This is a genomic window from Streptomyces sp. E11-3, assembly GCF_046540415.1.
In the GTDB taxonomy this organism is placed as follows: Bacteria; Actinomycetota; Actinomycetes; order Streptomycetales; family Streptomycetaceae; genus Streptomyces.
In genome coordinates, this window is record NZ_JAZGRL010000001.1 from 279769 (window position 1) to 294628 (window position 14860).

10 protein-coding genes, 1 pseudogene and 1 riboswitch are annotated in these 14860 nt (G+C 73.0%); of the genes and pseudogenes, 1 reads left to right on the forward strand and 10 read right to left on the reverse strand.

All coding sequences use genetic code 11. The features are described 5' to 3' along the window. From U9R90_RS01235 to U9R90_RS01280, 10 genes and pseudogenes are all read right to left on the reverse strand, one after another. Positions 1 to 1447, reverse strand: a pseudogene (locus U9R90_RS01235) (hypothetical protein); the annotation flags it as partial. Positions 1448 to 1455: 8 nt separating this feature from the next. Further along, a complete protein-coding gene (locus U9R90_RS01240; RefSeq protein WP_411054475.1) occupies positions 1456 to 2841 on the reverse strand; it encodes a lysine N(6)-hydroxylase/L-ornithine N(5)-oxygenase family protein in 1386 nt (461 codons plus the stop codon). Continuing rightward, entirely contained in the window at positions 2838 to 4628 is a 1791-nt protein-coding gene (locus tag U9R90_RS01245) for an IucA/IucC family protein (RefSeq protein WP_411054476.1), read from the reverse strand. The genes U9R90_RS01240 and U9R90_RS01245 overlap by 4 nt, the downstream gene beginning before the upstream one ends. Further along, the gene (locus U9R90_RS01250) at positions 4625 to 6151 is read right to left on the reverse strand and encodes a pyridoxal phosphate-dependent decarboxylase family protein (protein ID WP_411057599.1); all 1527 of its coding nucleotides are present in this window, start codon (positions 6149 to 6151) and stop codon (positions 4625 to 4627) included. The genes U9R90_RS01245 and U9R90_RS01250 overlap by 4 nt, the downstream gene beginning before the upstream one ends. Positions 6152 to 6456: 305 nt before the next feature. Then, the gene (locus U9R90_RS01255; RefSeq protein ID WP_411054477.1) at positions 6457 to 7710 is read right to left on the reverse strand and encodes an alanine racemase; all 1254 of its coding nucleotides are present in this window, start codon (positions 7708 to 7710) and stop codon (positions 6457 to 6459) included. 80 nt (positions 7711 to 7790) lie between these two features. Continuing rightward, the gene (locus U9R90_RS01260; protein ID WP_411054478.1) at positions 7791 to 8375 is read right to left on the reverse strand and encodes a GNAT family N-acetyltransferase; all 585 of its coding nucleotides are present in this window, start codon (positions 8373 to 8375) and stop codon (positions 7791 to 7793) included. Positions 8376 to 8503: 128 nt separating this feature from the next. After that, the gene (locus U9R90_RS01265) at positions 8504 to 9421 is read right to left on the reverse strand and encodes a slipin family protein (RefSeq protein ID WP_411054479.1); all 918 of its coding nucleotides are present in this window, start codon (positions 9419 to 9421) and stop codon (positions 8504 to 8506) included. 340 nt (positions 9422 to 9761) lie between these two features. Further along, positions 9762 to 10529 carry an ABC transporter ATP-binding protein gene (locus U9R90_RS01270; RefSeq protein ID WP_411054480.1) on the reverse strand — a complete coding sequence of 256 codons (768 nt, stop codon included), beginning with the start codon at positions 10527 to 10529 and terminating at the stop codon, positions 9762 to 9764. Further along, a complete protein-coding gene (locus U9R90_RS01275; protein WP_411054481.1) occupies positions 10522 to 11565 on the reverse strand; it encodes a FecCD family ABC transporter permease in 1044 nt (347 codons plus the stop codon). The genes U9R90_RS01270 and U9R90_RS01275 overlap by 8 nt, the downstream gene beginning before the upstream one ends. A gap of 22 nt (positions 11566 to 11587) precedes the next feature. Continuing rightward, a complete protein-coding gene (locus U9R90_RS01280) occupies positions 11588 to 12712 on the reverse strand; it encodes an ABC transporter substrate-binding protein (RefSeq protein WP_411054482.1) in 1125 nt (374 codons plus the stop codon). Between the two features lie 169 nt (positions 12713 to 12881). Continuing rightward, a riboswitch (cobalamin riboswitch) is annotated at positions 12882 to 13242 on the reverse strand. 123 nt (positions 13243 to 13365) lie between these two features. Here U9R90_RS01280 and U9R90_RS01285 point away from each other — a divergent pair. Further along, a complete protein-coding gene (locus tag U9R90_RS01285; protein WP_411054483.1) occupies positions 13366 to 14808 on the forward strand; it encodes a VCBS repeat-containing protein in 1443 nt (480 codons plus the stop codon). The last annotated feature ends 52 nt before the right edge of the window (positions 14809 to 14860 follow it).

Here is a 14860-nt window from a genome sequence, read left to right on the forward strand (position 1 = left end):
GTGGCGCTGTGTCCCCGGGCGTCGGCCGGTGGGGGACGGCCCGCGCGACGGCGGCGGGCGTGAGTACGGGGGCCGGAGCGGCGCGTTCGGTCCGGGTGCCGCGTAGCGACAGCACGGTGGCGAGCACCTGGACGACGGCCGCGACCGCCAGCGGCAGTACGAGGTCCCTGGAGACCGCGGCCGTGGCGACCAGCGGGGCGGCCAGCAGCCCGGCGGCTCGGGCCGTCTCCACGGCGGTGAAGGCCGGGCCCGCGGTGCCGGTGACGCGGAACATCCGCAGCTCCACGGCGACCTGCCCGAGGCCGAGGCCGAGCCCGAACAGCAGGCGGCCGCCGACGAGTCCGGGCAGCGATCCTGCCAGTGCCTGCCAGCCGAGGCCGGCGGCGGCCACCAGCAGGGCCAGCGGCAGCAGCCGGTCGCCGAGCATCGCGTGGCAGCGGCGGGCCGCGGGCAGCACCGCCAGGGCGGCGACGCTGGGCAGGAAGAACAGCGCGGCGGCCCCGACGGAACCGCTGCCCAGGCTCTCGGAATACTCGGTGAAGAACGGCCGCGCCACGTTGACGGAGAAGTCGAAGGCGACGCCGATCAGGGCGACCTGGACGAGCAGCAGGAGCCAGCGGCGGCGGCTCGGTGCGCGGCCGTCGACCGCGCCGGAGGGAGCCTCACGCGGCGGGTCGGCGACAGCGGGTGCGCCGTCCGCGCCGGGCGCGGCGCCGGTACCGGGGCTGTCCACCGGCTCAGCCGGACCGGCCGCGCCAGGCATGCCGGGCGTACCAGGCGTACCGGGCGTACCGGGCGTACCGACAGTGTCCGCCGCGTCGGCCTCGCCAGCCGTGCCCGCCGAAGCGGCAGGACCCTTGCCACGGCCCAGGACGCGGTACGCCAGCACGGCGAGGCCCGCGTCAAGCAGCGCGAACGCCGAGATGCCGATGCGGGGTTCGGGAAGGGCCAGGACGCCCGCGCCCACGAGCGTGGAGACGACCACCGACAGGTGGAAGACCACCACGATGGAGCAGATGCCGGTGAGGCGGGACTGCTCACCGCCATCGGGGTCGTCGCGGTGCTCGGCGATGAACGCCGGATAGGCCAGCAGCAGGGCACTGTTGGTGGCCACGACCGCCGTCGACAGCGCCAGGTACGCGGCGTAGCTGGGGGCCAGGCCGAGCAGGACGTCGATCACGGCCGAGCCGCAGAGCCCGGCCAGCACCAGCTTGTGCAGCGGCCAGCGCCGGGCCGCCAGGCCCCACAGCGGGAGCGCGGCGAGCCCGACGATCCGGCAGACCCACAGGTACAGGCCGGTCGCCCCCGGGTCCTCGATGCCGTACAGCCGGTCGAACAGCTGCGGCAGGAACGGGGTGAGCGCGGTCTCCGCGACCAGATGCAGACCGATCACGGCGATCAGGACGACCTTGGCGCGCGGAGCCCCGCCGGTCTTCTGCGCGGACATCGCGGACGTCACCGGTGCGCGCCCGCCGGAGCGACGCCCGGTATGGCGGGCGCGGGGACGGACGGGTGCGGCGCGCCGAAGGTGGTCCAGGCCGCGCGGTCCGGCACCGGCAGTACGGTCTTGCCCGCGACCGCGTTGAGGATGGTCGCCGCGCGCCAGGCGCCCAGGGTCAGGTCGGGTGCGCCGACACCGTGGGTGTGCATCTCGGCGTTCTGTACGTACAGCGTGCCGGTGACGCGCGGGTCGAGCGCGACCCGGTACTCGCCGTCGATCTGGTAGCGGCCCTTGACGTCCCAGTCGACCAGATCCGTCATGGTGTCCAGGAACGCGGGCCGGGCGGGCGCGTATCCGGTGGCGGCCACGACGGCCGAGGTGCGGATCTCGAACGGGGCGTCCTGCTGGGTGTGGCGGCAGGTCAGCAGGTAGCCGTCGCCGTCGGGCGCGGCGGCTTCGATCCGCACGCCGGGGTGCAGTGCGGCACGCGGTTCGGTGCCGCCGATGGTGCGCTCGTACAGCTCGTCGTGGATCTCGCCGAGTGTCTCCTCGCTGACGCCCTTGTAGAGCTGCCACTGCTCGCGTACGAGCTGCTCGCGGCGCTCTTCGGGCAGGGCGCGGAAGTAGCGGATGTAGTCCGGTGTGAAGTGCTCCAGGCCGATCTTGGAGTACTCCATGGGGGCGAAGGCCGTGGTGCGGGCCAGCCAGCGCACGAACGGTCCGCCCTCGCCCTGGCCGTCCTGGTGGCGCAGCAGGTCAAGGGCGACCTCGGCGCCGGACTGGCCCGCGCCGATCACCGTGACGTCGTCGAGCCCGGCGAGCGCGGCGCGGTGGGTGCGGTAGTCGGCGCTGTGCAGGACGCGTCCGGCGTGCTCACCGGTGAGCAGCGGGCGCAGCGGCTCGGGGACGGTCGGCAGGGTGCCCACGCCCAGGACGAGTTGGCGGGTCAGCACCTTCGTCTGGGTTCCGTCGGCCGCGCGGTGGGTGACGGCGAAGGCGTCGGCTGCCTCGTCCCACGCGACGGCGGTGACTTCGGCGTCGAAGCGGCAGGAGGGCAGGCGTTCGGCGACCCAGCGGCAGTAGTGGTCGTACTCGCGGCGCGGGATGTGGAAGCGCTCCGAGAAGAAGAACGGGAACATCCGGTCGTGGCTGCGCAGGTAGTTGAGGTACGACCAGGGGCTGGTCGGGTCGACCATGGTCACCAGGTCGGCCAGGAACGGCACTTGGAGGGTGGTGCCCTCCATGAGCAGGCCCGGGTGCCAGGAGAACTTCGGCTTGGCGTCCAGGAAGAGGGTGCGCAGGTCCGGTGCGCCGTCGGAGAGTGCGGCCAGCGACAGGTTGAACGGTCCGATGCCGACGCCGACCAGGTCATAGGGGGTGTGCTCGGTCAGTTCGGTCACCGCTGGGCCTCCGCGAGGGGGTTGGGAAGGTCGATGTAGACGGACTGGGTGTGGACGTCGCCGACGAGTTCGTCGAGACCGTCCACGCAGGTCAGGTAGTTGCCCTTGCAGCGCAGGGCGGGCGAGTCGAGCAGCAGGTCGAGCAGACCGCGCGCGCCGGGTTCGGTGCTGCGCAGCCGCTCCAGGGTGCCGCGCAGGCTGCGCAACAGCACGCCCTCGTCGGCGAGTTGGAGCGCGCCGAAGGCGCCGACGAGGCCGAGGAGGTTGTTGATGCCCAGGTAGTAGGCGACGCGTTCGTCGACGAACGCGTCGTCGAAGACCAGCTCGACACCGTCGGTGGCGCCCGGCAGCAGCTCTTCGAGTTCGGCGGCGCGGGAGCTCGCCAGGTAGTAGCCCTGGCTGTCCCGGTACCAGGCCGCGCACGGCAGACCGTCGTCGTCCAGGGCGACCAGGGTGTTCTGGTGGTGCGGCTCCAGGGCGATGCCGTACCGCGCCTGGAGGCGGATCAGCGGTACGGCCAGAACGTCGAGATAGCGGGTGAACCAGCGCTCGGCGGCCTCGTGGGGCGCGATGCGCAGGGCCCGCGCCGCCTGGTGGACGGCGGCCGAGAGCCGGGCGCGGTGCCGGGGCGGCGTGCCGTCGCCCGGTCCGGTGCGCTCGGCCAGCAGACCGGCCACGCACAGCCCTTCACGGCCCGTGCCGGTGAAGGGGTTGTCGCGGATGGCCGTCTCCAGGCCGGTCTCGGGCCCGTCGGTGCCTGCCGACACCCAGGCGAAGTCCCGCAGTACGGAGAACTCGGGGTGCTCGGCGCGCAGCCACGTGAACGGGCCCGCGGCCAGCAGCCGGGCCGCCCGTACGCCCAGGCGCATTTCGCCGCGGAGGTTGTTGCGGCGGGAGTTGGTGATCCGCATGCCGAGCGAGAGCTTGAGCATCACGTCGGCGTCCGGGCGGTGCACGGTGCGGACCGAGGACGTCGGGTGCCAGGCGGGCCCGGCGGGGCCGAGCGGGCGCAGCAGTCCGGCGTCCACCAGGCGGGCGACCTCGGGGCGTTCGAGCACCTCGCGGGCCTGCCAGGGGTGGGCGGGCAGCGGCAGCATGCCGGAGGGGAGGTCCAGGCCGGTGGCCAGGGGGCGCAGCAGGTCGGCCACCGTACGGCCGTCCGCGCTGTCGCCGACCACGATGTCCGGGTGTGCGGCGAACCAGTGCAGCGGGAAGGAGCCGCGCAACTCGGGCGAGTAGGCGGCCAGTTCGTTGTCGGATGCCTCTTCGCGGCTCTTGGGGGCCGGGTGGAAGGGGTGGCCGAGCAAGAGCGCCTGCTCGGCGTCGAGGAACGGTGTCGGCCCCTGCGCCTGCTCATCTTCGGCACGCCGCTCGGCGAGGTGTACGGCGGTGCGGGCGGCCGAGTTGAGCACGCGTGCGGTGGCGTCGCCGCCGAGGTGCGGCGGGGCCCCGCGGCCCAGGGTGGTCTCCCGGATGAGCGCGGCCGCGACCAGGGCCGTGTCGGCGGGCCGGTCACTCCCGATGCGGGGTTCGCCGAAGCGGTGCCAGCCGGTCGTGGAGCGGTGGCGTACCGGGACGGTCAGGTCGAGGCCGGTCGCGGGCAGATGCAGTACGAGGTCGGCGCCGCTCGGCGGGACGGCGGTGCCACTCTCGCGGACGTACGCCCGCAGCAGGGTCTCGGTGGCCGCCGCGTGTCCGGCGCGCTGGGCGTCAGGGTGGTCCAGTGGGTCGTCGCCCACCACGGCGGGTGGGGTGTCGAGGACCGGGGCGTTCGGTTCGGGTGTCACTGCGCGTCCCCTCGGGTCGCCGTGCGAGGCGTCGACGGGGCTGCGCGGAGCGCCTCTTCCTCGGCCTGGCCCGCCACGGCGACGGCGTGCAGCAGGCGTTCGACGTCGGCGTCGGTGGTGTGCGGGTTGAGCAGGGTGAGCTTGAGGCGGACCCGGCCGGGGCCATCGCCCGGCAGCTCGGTGCGGCCCACGACCGCCCGGCCCTCGCGCAGCAGCCTGCGCCGCAGCCCGGCGTTGACCTGGTCGACCAGGGCCGGGTCGGTCAGCTCGGGGTCGGCTGGCGTGTAGCGGAACAGGAAGGCGGTCAGCACCGGTTCGGCGTGCAGTTCGAGGCGGGGGTGTGCCGCTGTCGCTCGCGCGCCCCAGCCGGCCAGCTCGTGGCAGCGGTCGACCAGCCGTCCCAGGCCCTCGCGACCGAGCGTCCGCAACGTGACGGCGATCTTGAAGGCGTCGGCGCGGCGCGTGGTGCGCAGCGACAGGCCGAGCAGGCTGGGGTATCCGGCCTCCTCGTCGTCGGCGGGGTTCAGATAGACGGCGCGGCGGGCCAGCGAGGCGTAGGTCTCGGCCTGTCGGACCAGGAAGATGCCTGCCGCTGCGGGCTGCCAGCCCAGCTTGTGCCAGTCCAGGGAGACCGAGTCGGCGAGCGCGATGCCGTCCAGGAGCGGGGCGAGCTGGTCGGAGAGTAGGGCGCCGCCGCCGTACGCGGCGTCCACGTGCAGCCAGGCGCCGTGGGCGGCGGCCAGTGCGGCGCACTCCCTGAGCGGGTCGATCGCGCCGGTGTCGGTGGTGCCCGCGGTGGCGACCACGGCGACGGCGACCTCGCCGCGCCGGGCGCAGCCTTCGAGCTCGGCGGCCAGGGCCTCGGGGTCCATCCGCTGGGTGTGGTCGACGGCGACCGGCAGCACCGCGTCCTCGCCGAGACCGAGCAGTGCGGCGGCGCGCTGTACGGAGAAGTGCGCGGCGGCGGAGGCGAGGATTCGGGGCCGCGGCCCCGCGACCGGGACTCCGGCCAGCTCGACCTGGTGCCCGGCCGTCTTGGCCAGGACCCGGTCGCGGGCCAGCATCAGGCCCATCAGGTTGGACTCGGTGCCGCCTGAGGTGAGGACGCCCGCCGCTTCGGCCGGGTCGTATCCGACCAGGTGCGCGAGTTCTTCGAGGAGCAGGGTCTCCAGGGTGGTGGCGGCGGGCGCCTGGTCCCAGGAGTCCTGCGACGGGTTGAGGGCGGAGACCACCAGGTCGGCGGCGACCGCGACGGCCAGCGGCGGGCAGTGCAGATGGGCGGCGCAGGCCGGGTCGGCCGGGTCGGCACTGCCGTGCGCGAGAAGCTCGGTGAGCTGATGCAGGGCGTCGGCGCCGCTGGACGCGGCGAACTCGCGGGCGACCTGCGCGGCGAGCTGCGTGGGCGCTCCGGCCGCGACGGGTCCGCCGCGGCGGGCCGCGCCCTCGGTGAGGGCGCCGAGCGCGGTGTGCAGCAGCGGGGCCAGGGCGTCGGCGCCACCGGTACCGCCGGACAGGGCGGGCAGGGCAACGGACTGGCTCGCGGTGGCCGTGGCGGCGGCTGGGGAGACGGCGTCCAGGACGTCCGCGACGGCGGCGCTGAGCGCGTCGTCGGCGCGGGGGGTCGCGTCGGGGAGGTGTGTGGTCAAGGCAGGGCTCCGGAGGGTGAGGTGCGAGGAGTGGGGCCTCAGAGCAGGTGGCGCTGGAGCAGGTGGTGGCGCTGAGCGTGTGGTGGCACTGAGCGTGGGTGGCGCTAGAGCGGGTGGCACCAGGTCGGGTGGCGCTAGAGCGGGTGGCACCAGGCCGGGTGGCACTAGAGCAGGTGGTGGCGCTAGAGCAGGTGGCGCTCGGCGACGGGGTGGCCGAGGAAAGAGTGCATGGCGAACTCCCAGCCGTAGGAGCCCGCGCAGGGGAAGACCACCAGGTCTCCGGCCCGGACCCGGTCGATGAGGACGTCCCTGAGCAGGGTGTCCTCCGGTGTGCACAGTTCACCGACGACGGTGACGCGTACGTCTTCGGCGGTGGGGCGCGGGCAGTCGTCGGGCCACGCGTCGATGGGCAGCACCGTGACGTTGTGCACGATGTCCCACGAGGTGGGCAGCTGGAAGTGGTTGATGCCGCCGCGCAGCACCGCGTACCACTCGCCGTACGAGGCCTTGACGTCGGTCACCTCTGCGGCGTACCAGCCGCAGTCGGAGACCAGGAAGCGGCCGGGCTCCAGCACGACCTTCACGCCCGCCGGTGGCTGGAGCTGCCCGGCGAGCTCGCCGAACCGTGCCACGTCGAAGGGCTTCTCGCCCTCGAAGGCGACGCCGATACCGCCGCCGATGTCCACGTGGCGCAGCTCGATCCCGGCGGCCTCAGCGGTCCGTACGCTCCACTGGACACACCAGTGCAGATAGGCGGCGTGGGCTTCGGCGTCGAGGTTGTTGGAGGCGGCGTGGATGTGGAAGCCCACCAGGTCGATGCCGGGCAGCTCCTTGGCCGCCCGCAGAACCTCGGGGACGTCCGGCTCGGCCACGCCGAACTGCGAGGGCGCGCCGCCCATGTGGAGCGAACCGCTGATCGGGATGTCGGCGGGGTTCACCCGCAGGGCGACCCGTGCGGTGACGCCTTCGGCGACGGCGATCCGGCTGATCCGGTGCAGTTCCAGGGGGCTTTCGGCGTTGATGGCCTCGACACCGGCGCGCACCAGCGCGGTCAGTACGGGGACGGACTTCGCGGGGCCCGCGGCGACGACGCGGGCCGGGTCCTGGCCCGCCGCGCCCACGGACTCCCGTGCGGACAGGGCGAGTTCCAGCTCGGTGACGGAGGCGACCTCGAACCCGTCCACGTGCGGGGCGAGCGCCTGGACGATACCGGGGTACGAGTTGGCCTTGACGGCGTAGTACACCTCGGCCCAGTCGGGCAGCGCGGCGCGCAGCTCCCGGGCCCGCTCGGCGGCGACGGCACCGTCGTACACGTAGGCCGACACCGGCTTGTCGGCGCGGGCCAGTTCCCGCAGTCGGCTGCTGACCCGCTCGGGCAGGACGTCCAGCGGGTAGGCGGACCGCGGCGCGGCGGAGGGAGGGAACTGCACGGACACGGAGTTACCTTCGGGTCGGAAACAGGGTGCGGAGCTGCGGGCAGCGCCGCGGGACAAGGAAATGGGGGTGTGAAGTGGGCTCAGGCGCGGGTGAGTTGGCGCACGATGGCGACATGCGGCCGCCAGCCCTCGTACGGCTCCATCCGCCCGACGACCTCGAAGCCGTACTTGGCGTAGGTGGCGAGCATCACGTCGTTGTCGGCGGCGACGAACCCCGCGGCCCGCTCCTCGTGGCGCTCGGCGACGAAGGCCTCGAACAGCACATGGGCGATACGGGATCGCCGCCACGCGGCCGAGACCAGCACCTCGCACATCCCGACGGTGCGGCCGGGGTACTCGCAGGTGAACTCCGGCCCGAGGTCCGAGATCAGGCCCTCCCACCACAGGGAGTCGGTGGGCAGCGTGTAGCCGTAGAGGAATCCGGCGACCTCGTCGCCGTCCATGGCTGCCACCAGCGCGAACCCCGGACGGGCCGAGTGCCGCAGCAGCCTGTCCGAGATCGGTGGATCGCAGTGGTCGTCGAGGTCGAGCGAGTCGGCGTACACCCGCTCGTACGCGGTGACCCACGGCTCGAGGTCGGCGGCGACGGCGGCACCGTCGAAGTGCTCGATACGCAGGTCACGCGCCTCCTGTGGAGGCGTGAGTACGGTACTGAGGCTCGGCATGGGCTCTCCGGGACGACGAATGGACCGGCAGCCCGAAAGGACACGGCCCGAAACTTAGGCCAGCCTAACCTAAAGAATTACTGTGTGGTTGCCAAGGGGTACCCGTGCGGCCGTTCGCGATGCTCGCGCTACTCGCCCTCACGCTCCGGGGAGTTCGGAAGCTCGTCGGGCTCGGGCCCTTCGGCGGGCGGCAGGGACGGAGTGGACTCCGTGTCCTCCGCGGGCGACAGGGGCGGGGTGACCGCCCTGTGGGACCCATCCGACGAACCGGACCCAACCGGTGGATTGTGGGTGGAGCGCTCCAGGAAGCGGAGCAGTTCGACGGGGAAGGGCAGGACGAGGGTGGAGTTCTTCTCGGCGGCGACGGCCACCACGGTCTGCAGCAGCCGCAGTTGGAGAGCCGCCGGTTCCTCGGACATCTGGTGGGCGGCCTCGGCGAGCTTCTTGGAGGCCTGGAGTTCGGCGTCGGCGTTGATGACACGCGCGCGCCGCTCGCGGTTGGCCTCGGCCTGACGGGCCATGGAGCGCTTCATCGTCTCCGGCAGCGACACATCCTTGATCTCGACCCGGTCGATGGTCACACCCCACTCGAGCGCCGGACTGTCGATCATCAGTTCCAGGCCCTGGTTGAGCTTCTCGCGGTTGGAGAGCAGGTCGTCCAGCTCGCTCTTGCCGATGATCGAACGCAGCGAGGTCTGCGCCATCTGCGCCACCGCGAACCGGTAGTCCTCGACCCGGACGATGGCGCTGGCCGGGTCCACGACCTTGAAGTAGACCACCGCGTCCACCCGGACCGTGACGTTGTCCCGGGTGATGCCCTCCTGCGCGGGCACCGGCAGCGTCACGATCTGCAGATTGACCTTACGCATCCGGTCGATCGCCGGGACGATCATGGTGAATCCGGGCCCTCGGACGCGCTCCTTGAGGCGACCGAGGCGGAAGACCAGGCCCCGCTCGTACTGTTTCACCACGCGGGCGGCCGCCGCGACGTACACGGCGCCGGCGGTCGCGACCGTCAGTCCCACTGTGAGCAGCTCTTCGACCATGACGACCCCCTGCCATTAGAGTCGGCCGTCACTACCACGATATGCCCGGGAATCGACCAGGTCGAGCCCTGTCCGGCCTGGGCTGACCCTGGCCTGGACGGGCCCGGACTGGTTCAGCTGCCGCCGTCGGCGGCCGAGACGGTGGCGGTGTAGCGCTGCACTTCGCCCGCGATGCGGTCGCAGCCGATCAGGACCGGCCGAGCGCCGAGGTGGCGGAGTTCGGCGCGGTGCCGGTGGGTGGTGCCCGCGCGGGGGTCGTGGACGGCCACGTCGTACGCGGCCGGGGTATCGGCCGCTGTCGGNGCGGGCCGGTTGTCGGGTATGGGGTGGCTGGTGGGGGTCATACGGGGGGCTCCTGGTCGTAGCGGGTGACGATCACGCGGCGCGGCGGGCCGCCGGAGTCGTGGGCGTCGTCGAGGACGAGGGCGTGGGCGCGTACGCCGTAGAGGGCTCCGACCGTGCTGTCCGTCAGGAGCGTGTCGGCCGGGCCGATCCGCACATCGGCGCCGCCGAACATCAGCATCGCGGTGTCGGCGATCTCCATGGCGTGGTCGGGGTGATGCGTGGTCAGCACGATGCCACGGCCCTCGTCGGCGAGGCCGCGCAGCAGGTGCAGCACCCGGCCCTGGTTGCGCAGGTCCAGCGCGGAGGCGGGCTCGTCGAGCACCAGGACCGGGCTTTCGGAGGCGATCGCCCGTGCGATGAGCACCAGTTGGCGCTCTCCCCCGCTGAGCGTCGGGTAGTCGCGATGGGCCAGGTGGTCGAGCCCGACCCGCTCCAGGGCGGTCTCGGCGCGGCGTATATCGCCGCGGCCGGGCGTGGCCAGGGGCCGCAGGTGCCGGGCGCGGCCCATCAGCACCATGTCCAGGGCCGTGTAGGCGAACGGGGTGCGATGGTTCTGCGGGACGAAGCCGATCGCGCCGTCGGCCCGTATCCGCCCTTCGGTGGGCGTCGCGAGGCCGACGAGGCAGCGCAGCAGCGTGGTCTTGCCGCGGCCGTTCGGGCCGAGCACGGTGAGGATGCCGCCGGGCACGAGCCGGTGCGAGATGCCGCGGAACAGCCACTGGCCCCGCTCGTGGGCGAAGCCGAGTCCGTCGAGCTCAAGCATCGGACCACATCCCGCGGCGGCTGCGGTGCAGCAGGAAGAGGAACACCGGCGCCCCGACCAGGGCGGTCAGCACTCCCAGGGGGATCTCGGCCACTCCCAGATTCCGCGTCACGGTGTCGATGGCGGTGAGATACGCGGCGCCCAGGCCCAGGCTCACCGGGATCAGTACCCGGTGGTCGGGGCCGACCCACAGCCGGGCCAGATGGGGCACCACAAGCCCTACCCAGCCGATGACTCCGCTCACCGCGACCGCCCCGGCGACGACGGCGGCCACCGCGGTGAGCAGCAGCCAGCGCAGCCGCCCCGGTCGCAGCCCGAGCGTCATCGCGTCCTCGTCGCCCAGGGACAGGACGTTGATCCGCCAGCGCAGTGCGCAGATCAGCGCACCGCCCACCAGGACCGGCACCGCGGCGACCGCGACCTTGCCGTAGGTGGCCGTGGCCAGGCTGCCGAGCAGCCAGAACACGATGGACTGCAACTCGCCGTAGGGGTCGGCGAGATACGTCAGCAGGGACACCAGGGCCGCGAAGAACGCCCCGACGACGATGCCGGACAGGACGATCGTCAGCGGTGGTGCGGGCCCGCGCACCCGGCTGGTCGCGAACACCGCGACCAGGGCGAGCAGTCCGAAGCCGAACGAGCCGAGCACCAGCGCGGCCGAGCCCAGGCCGAGCACGATCGCGAGGGCCCCGCCGAAGGACGCCCCGGAGGACACCCCGAGGATTTGCGGGCTGACGATCGGGTTGCCGAAGACGGCCTGGAGCGCCGCGCCGCAGACCGCGAGCCCCGCCCCGACCAGCATGGCGAGGAGCACGCGTGGCAGCCGCACCTGGAGTACGGCGGCCTCCTCGGTGTCCGTCCAGGTCCGCTCGATCGGCAGCAGCTGCCCGAGGAGTATCCGTACGACCTGGTCGAAGCCGACGGTGTAGCGGCCCACGGCGAGGGCCACGATGCCGACGAGCAGCACCGCGACCGGCAGTCCGATCAGGGCCGAGCGCTGGCGTCGGCGTCCGACAGCCGGTCCGGTGGCGGGCACGTGGCCGCGCTCCTGTGTCCGCTCAGCGGCCGAAGTCGGCATAGTCCCGGGAGGCGGAGTTGGTCCGCAGGTGGAGGATGGTGTCCAGCTGGGCGCCGGTGGGCTCGGCGCCGTACAGGAACGTGTACTGGGAGGTGACCTCGGCCCGCAGCCCGGGTGCCCCGGTGTCGTGCACCAGACCGGCGAGCCACTGCCACATCAGCGGTGACTCCTGGCTGGGCGGATCCCATCGGTAGCCGCCCAGCGGCACCTTGTAGACCCGGCGCTCGCGCACCGCCCGCAGCGTGGCCAGCGCGGGGTCGTCGTACAGGTCCTTGGGGGTCGCCGGGCCGAAGTTGCCGAGCAGCACGATGTCGGGGTTCCACTTCAGCAGTTGCTCGACGTCGATGGTGGCCTGCTGCTCCTTGACCTTCGCGGCGGGATTGCGGCCTCCGACCAGTTCGGTGACGAAGTGGTTGTACGAGGCTCCGCCGCCGACCTGCAGTCCGTCGGCGGCTCCGCGGAGATACAGCACGGACGGCTTGGCGCCGCTTCGGCGGGGCAGTTCGGCGCGTAGCTGCTTCAGCCTCCCGCGTATCGAGCGGTTGATGCGATCGGCGCGGTCCCGCTTGCCGAGCAGTTCGCCGTAGAGCGTGACGGCGGATTCGAGGTCTGCCTGTGTCCCGTAGGTGAGCCGGGCGACCTTCAGGCCTGCCTTGCGCAGCGGTTCGACGATGCCGGGGCCCCGGTCGCCCCACTGGATCACCACATCCGGGTTCAGGGCGAGCACGCTTTCCACGTTGGGGGCGAACTCAGCGCCCGCCACATCGGTGGGGACCTTCAGCAGCTCCGGATAGGCCTGGCCGAGGAAGCTGCCCTCGATCGCGGTGCGGGATGCGGCGTTCATCCCGGCCAGCACCTCGGGGCCGCCGTTCACGGCGACCACCATGGACGCGGCGGGCAGCGGGATGGTCACCACCCGGCGTGCGGGGCGCGGCAGTTCGACGGTCTTGCCGGTCAGGTCGGTGGCGGTGAGTCCCTTGCCGGTGTCCGCCGGTTCGGCACGTCCACAGGCGGTGGCGATGAAGGGCAGGGTGGCCGCGGCGAGCGCGCCTCCCAGCAGTCGGCGACGCGAAACATGCTCACTCGGCACGGCGCGTACGGGCATCCGGGTTCCTCTCACGTCCGGGGCGCGCCAGGGGACGGCACCCGGGACGGCGGCGCACCCCGGCCGCGGCCTTGAGGGCCACGAGCAGCGCACGCCGAGCACCCGAACGCGGCTGCCGCCCAACTCGTCGCGGCAGACCGCATGCACGCCTCCTGGGGTCCACGCCCCGTGGATGGTGTCCGCGACAGGCCAGTGTCCTGACTCCCGGATCGTCACTCACCCCGACCTTCCAGCCGAGGGCCTGTCGTCACACTCCCGCCGTCCGCCCGAAGGGCGGGCCGCGCGGCGTCTGGTGCGTGCGATCGCAAGGCGCCGAAGAGCCCTCGTAGCGGAGCTACGAGGGCTCTTCGGCAACGCCGCGAGCGCGCGTGCCAGACGCCGCGGGGCAGACGGGAGTGTGACGACAGGCCCTCAGGCCGTGGTCGTCGGTGGGGTCTGCTCCCCGGTCACAGTGGCGGGACCGTGCCGGATTCTCACCGGCTTCCTGGTTCCCGTCGCGTTGGTCGACGGCTCACAGTAGCCAACCCGGTCGGACCAGGGAAGTCGTCCGAGGCGGCGCACCGGGGCGCGGGCCGTTGGCCGGGGTGGGCGGCGGGTGCGCGGGCGGCGGTCGGGCTCTGGTGGTACGGACTCGGGTTGTACGGTCGGGGGCCATGAAGCGACGTACCGCCCCTGCCGCCCTGGTGACCACCGGCGTGGTCACTGCCGCGCTGCTGCTCGGTGCGTGCGGCGACACCGGCGGCCGGGACGCGAAGCAGCTCCCGAGCCCGTCGCCGACGCCTTCCGGCAGCCCCGGCGAGCTGCGCCAGGGGCCCGAGCGGCCACCGGCCGGAAAGGCCTCGGCCAAGCCACGTACCGGCGATCTCAACGGCGACGGATTCGACGATCTGGCCGTGCAGGGCGCGGGCCACATCGCCGTGGTGTACGGCTCGGCGGACGGGCCACGGGTGCGGACGCGGGCCACGGTGCGCATGCCCGACACCAAGGACCCCAGCGGCATACCGCCTGCGATCCGCCTGGAGCGGGCCGACCTCGACCACGACGGGTTCACCGATCTCCTCGCCACGCTCACCGATGGGCGCCAGTACGCGCTGTGGGGCGGGGCGCGTGGGGTCAGCGGGCCCCGGCTGCTCGACACCGGGTACAGCGTGGTGTCGGGGAAGGAGACCAGCCACTGGACGGCGGGCGCGGTGGGCGACGTCGACGGGGACGGCAGCGGCGACGTCTTCCAGTTCGGTGCCGAGAAGGGGCCCGCGGGGACCGTCCACTACGGGCCCTTCGACCGCCGCACAGGGGAGCCCGCCAGGCGCCAGCCCCTGGAAGCGAAGCGCTCCGCGGACTCGGAGCCGTACCAGGTGACGGCCGGTGACTTCGACGGCGACGGACGGGACGACCTGACCGTGAGGTTCCGCTGGACCGACCCGGAGAACGAGGGCGACGGCGATACGGCCGTCACGGACGTCCTGCACTTCCGGGGCGGTGCGCGCAAGGCCACCCTGGCGCGGCGCTACGACAGGGCTGCCACCCCCTCGGGGATCGCCTGCGACGTGGACGGCGACGGCACCGATGAGATGTGCCGGGTCTCCTTCGCCAGTTACGAGCAGGAGTTGGCGCTGGGGATCGCCCGCGGATCCGACGGCGGGCCAGGTACGCGCGCGTCCACCACCGTCACCTTCCGTGACCTGCCCCGGCTCAAGGGGCCCGACACCCCCTCGTACGGCGGTGTCGCGGGCCGCACGGTCGGGGATGTGACGGGCGACGGGAAACCGGACCTGGTCCTTGGCGCGACCGGCGCCAACGACAACCAGGGGCTGCTGTTCGTACTCCCTGACCTGGCCCACGCCACCAGCGGTTCACCGCTGCAGGCCTTCGACCTCGACTCCCCCGGCGTGGTGGGCGAGAACAAGCCGCACGCCCGCAACCGCTTCCGTCCCCGGCCCCCGCTGCTCGACGTCAACGGCGACGGGCGCCTCGACGTGGTGGCCACCGCCCAGTACGACAGCGCGCGGCTGTGGGTGCTGCCCGGCGCGGACTCGGGGCTCGACGCCCGTGGCACCTGGCACTTCACCCTCAAGGACCTCGGCATACGGCCGTGAGCGCACCCGGCAGCGTCACGAGAACGGCCGGTCGCCCGCCCAGCTGGGCGGG

Excerpts from the sequence above, each read along its gene's own strand:
- U9R90_RS01260 (WP_411054478.1), bottom strand. The coding sequence starts at position 8,375 with ATGCCGAGCCTCAGTACCGTACTCACGCCTCCACAGGAGGCGCGTGAC.
- U9R90_RS01265 (WP_411054479.1), bottom strand. The coding sequence starts at position 9,421 with ATGGTCGAAGAGCTGCTCACAGTGGGACTGACGGTCGCGACCGCCGGC.
- U9R90_RS01270 (WP_411054480.1), bottom strand. The coding sequence starts at position 10,529 with ATGCTTGAGCTCGACGGACTCGGCTTCGCCCACGAGCGGGGCCAGTGG.
- U9R90_RS01280 (WP_411054482.1), bottom strand. The coding sequence starts at position 12,712 with ATGCCCGTACGCGCCGTGCCGAGTGAGCATGTTTCGCGTCGCCGACTG.
- U9R90_RS01285 (WP_411054483.1), top strand. The coding sequence starts at position 13,366 with ATGAAGCGACGTACCGCCCCTGCCGCCCTGGTGACCACCGGCGTGGTC.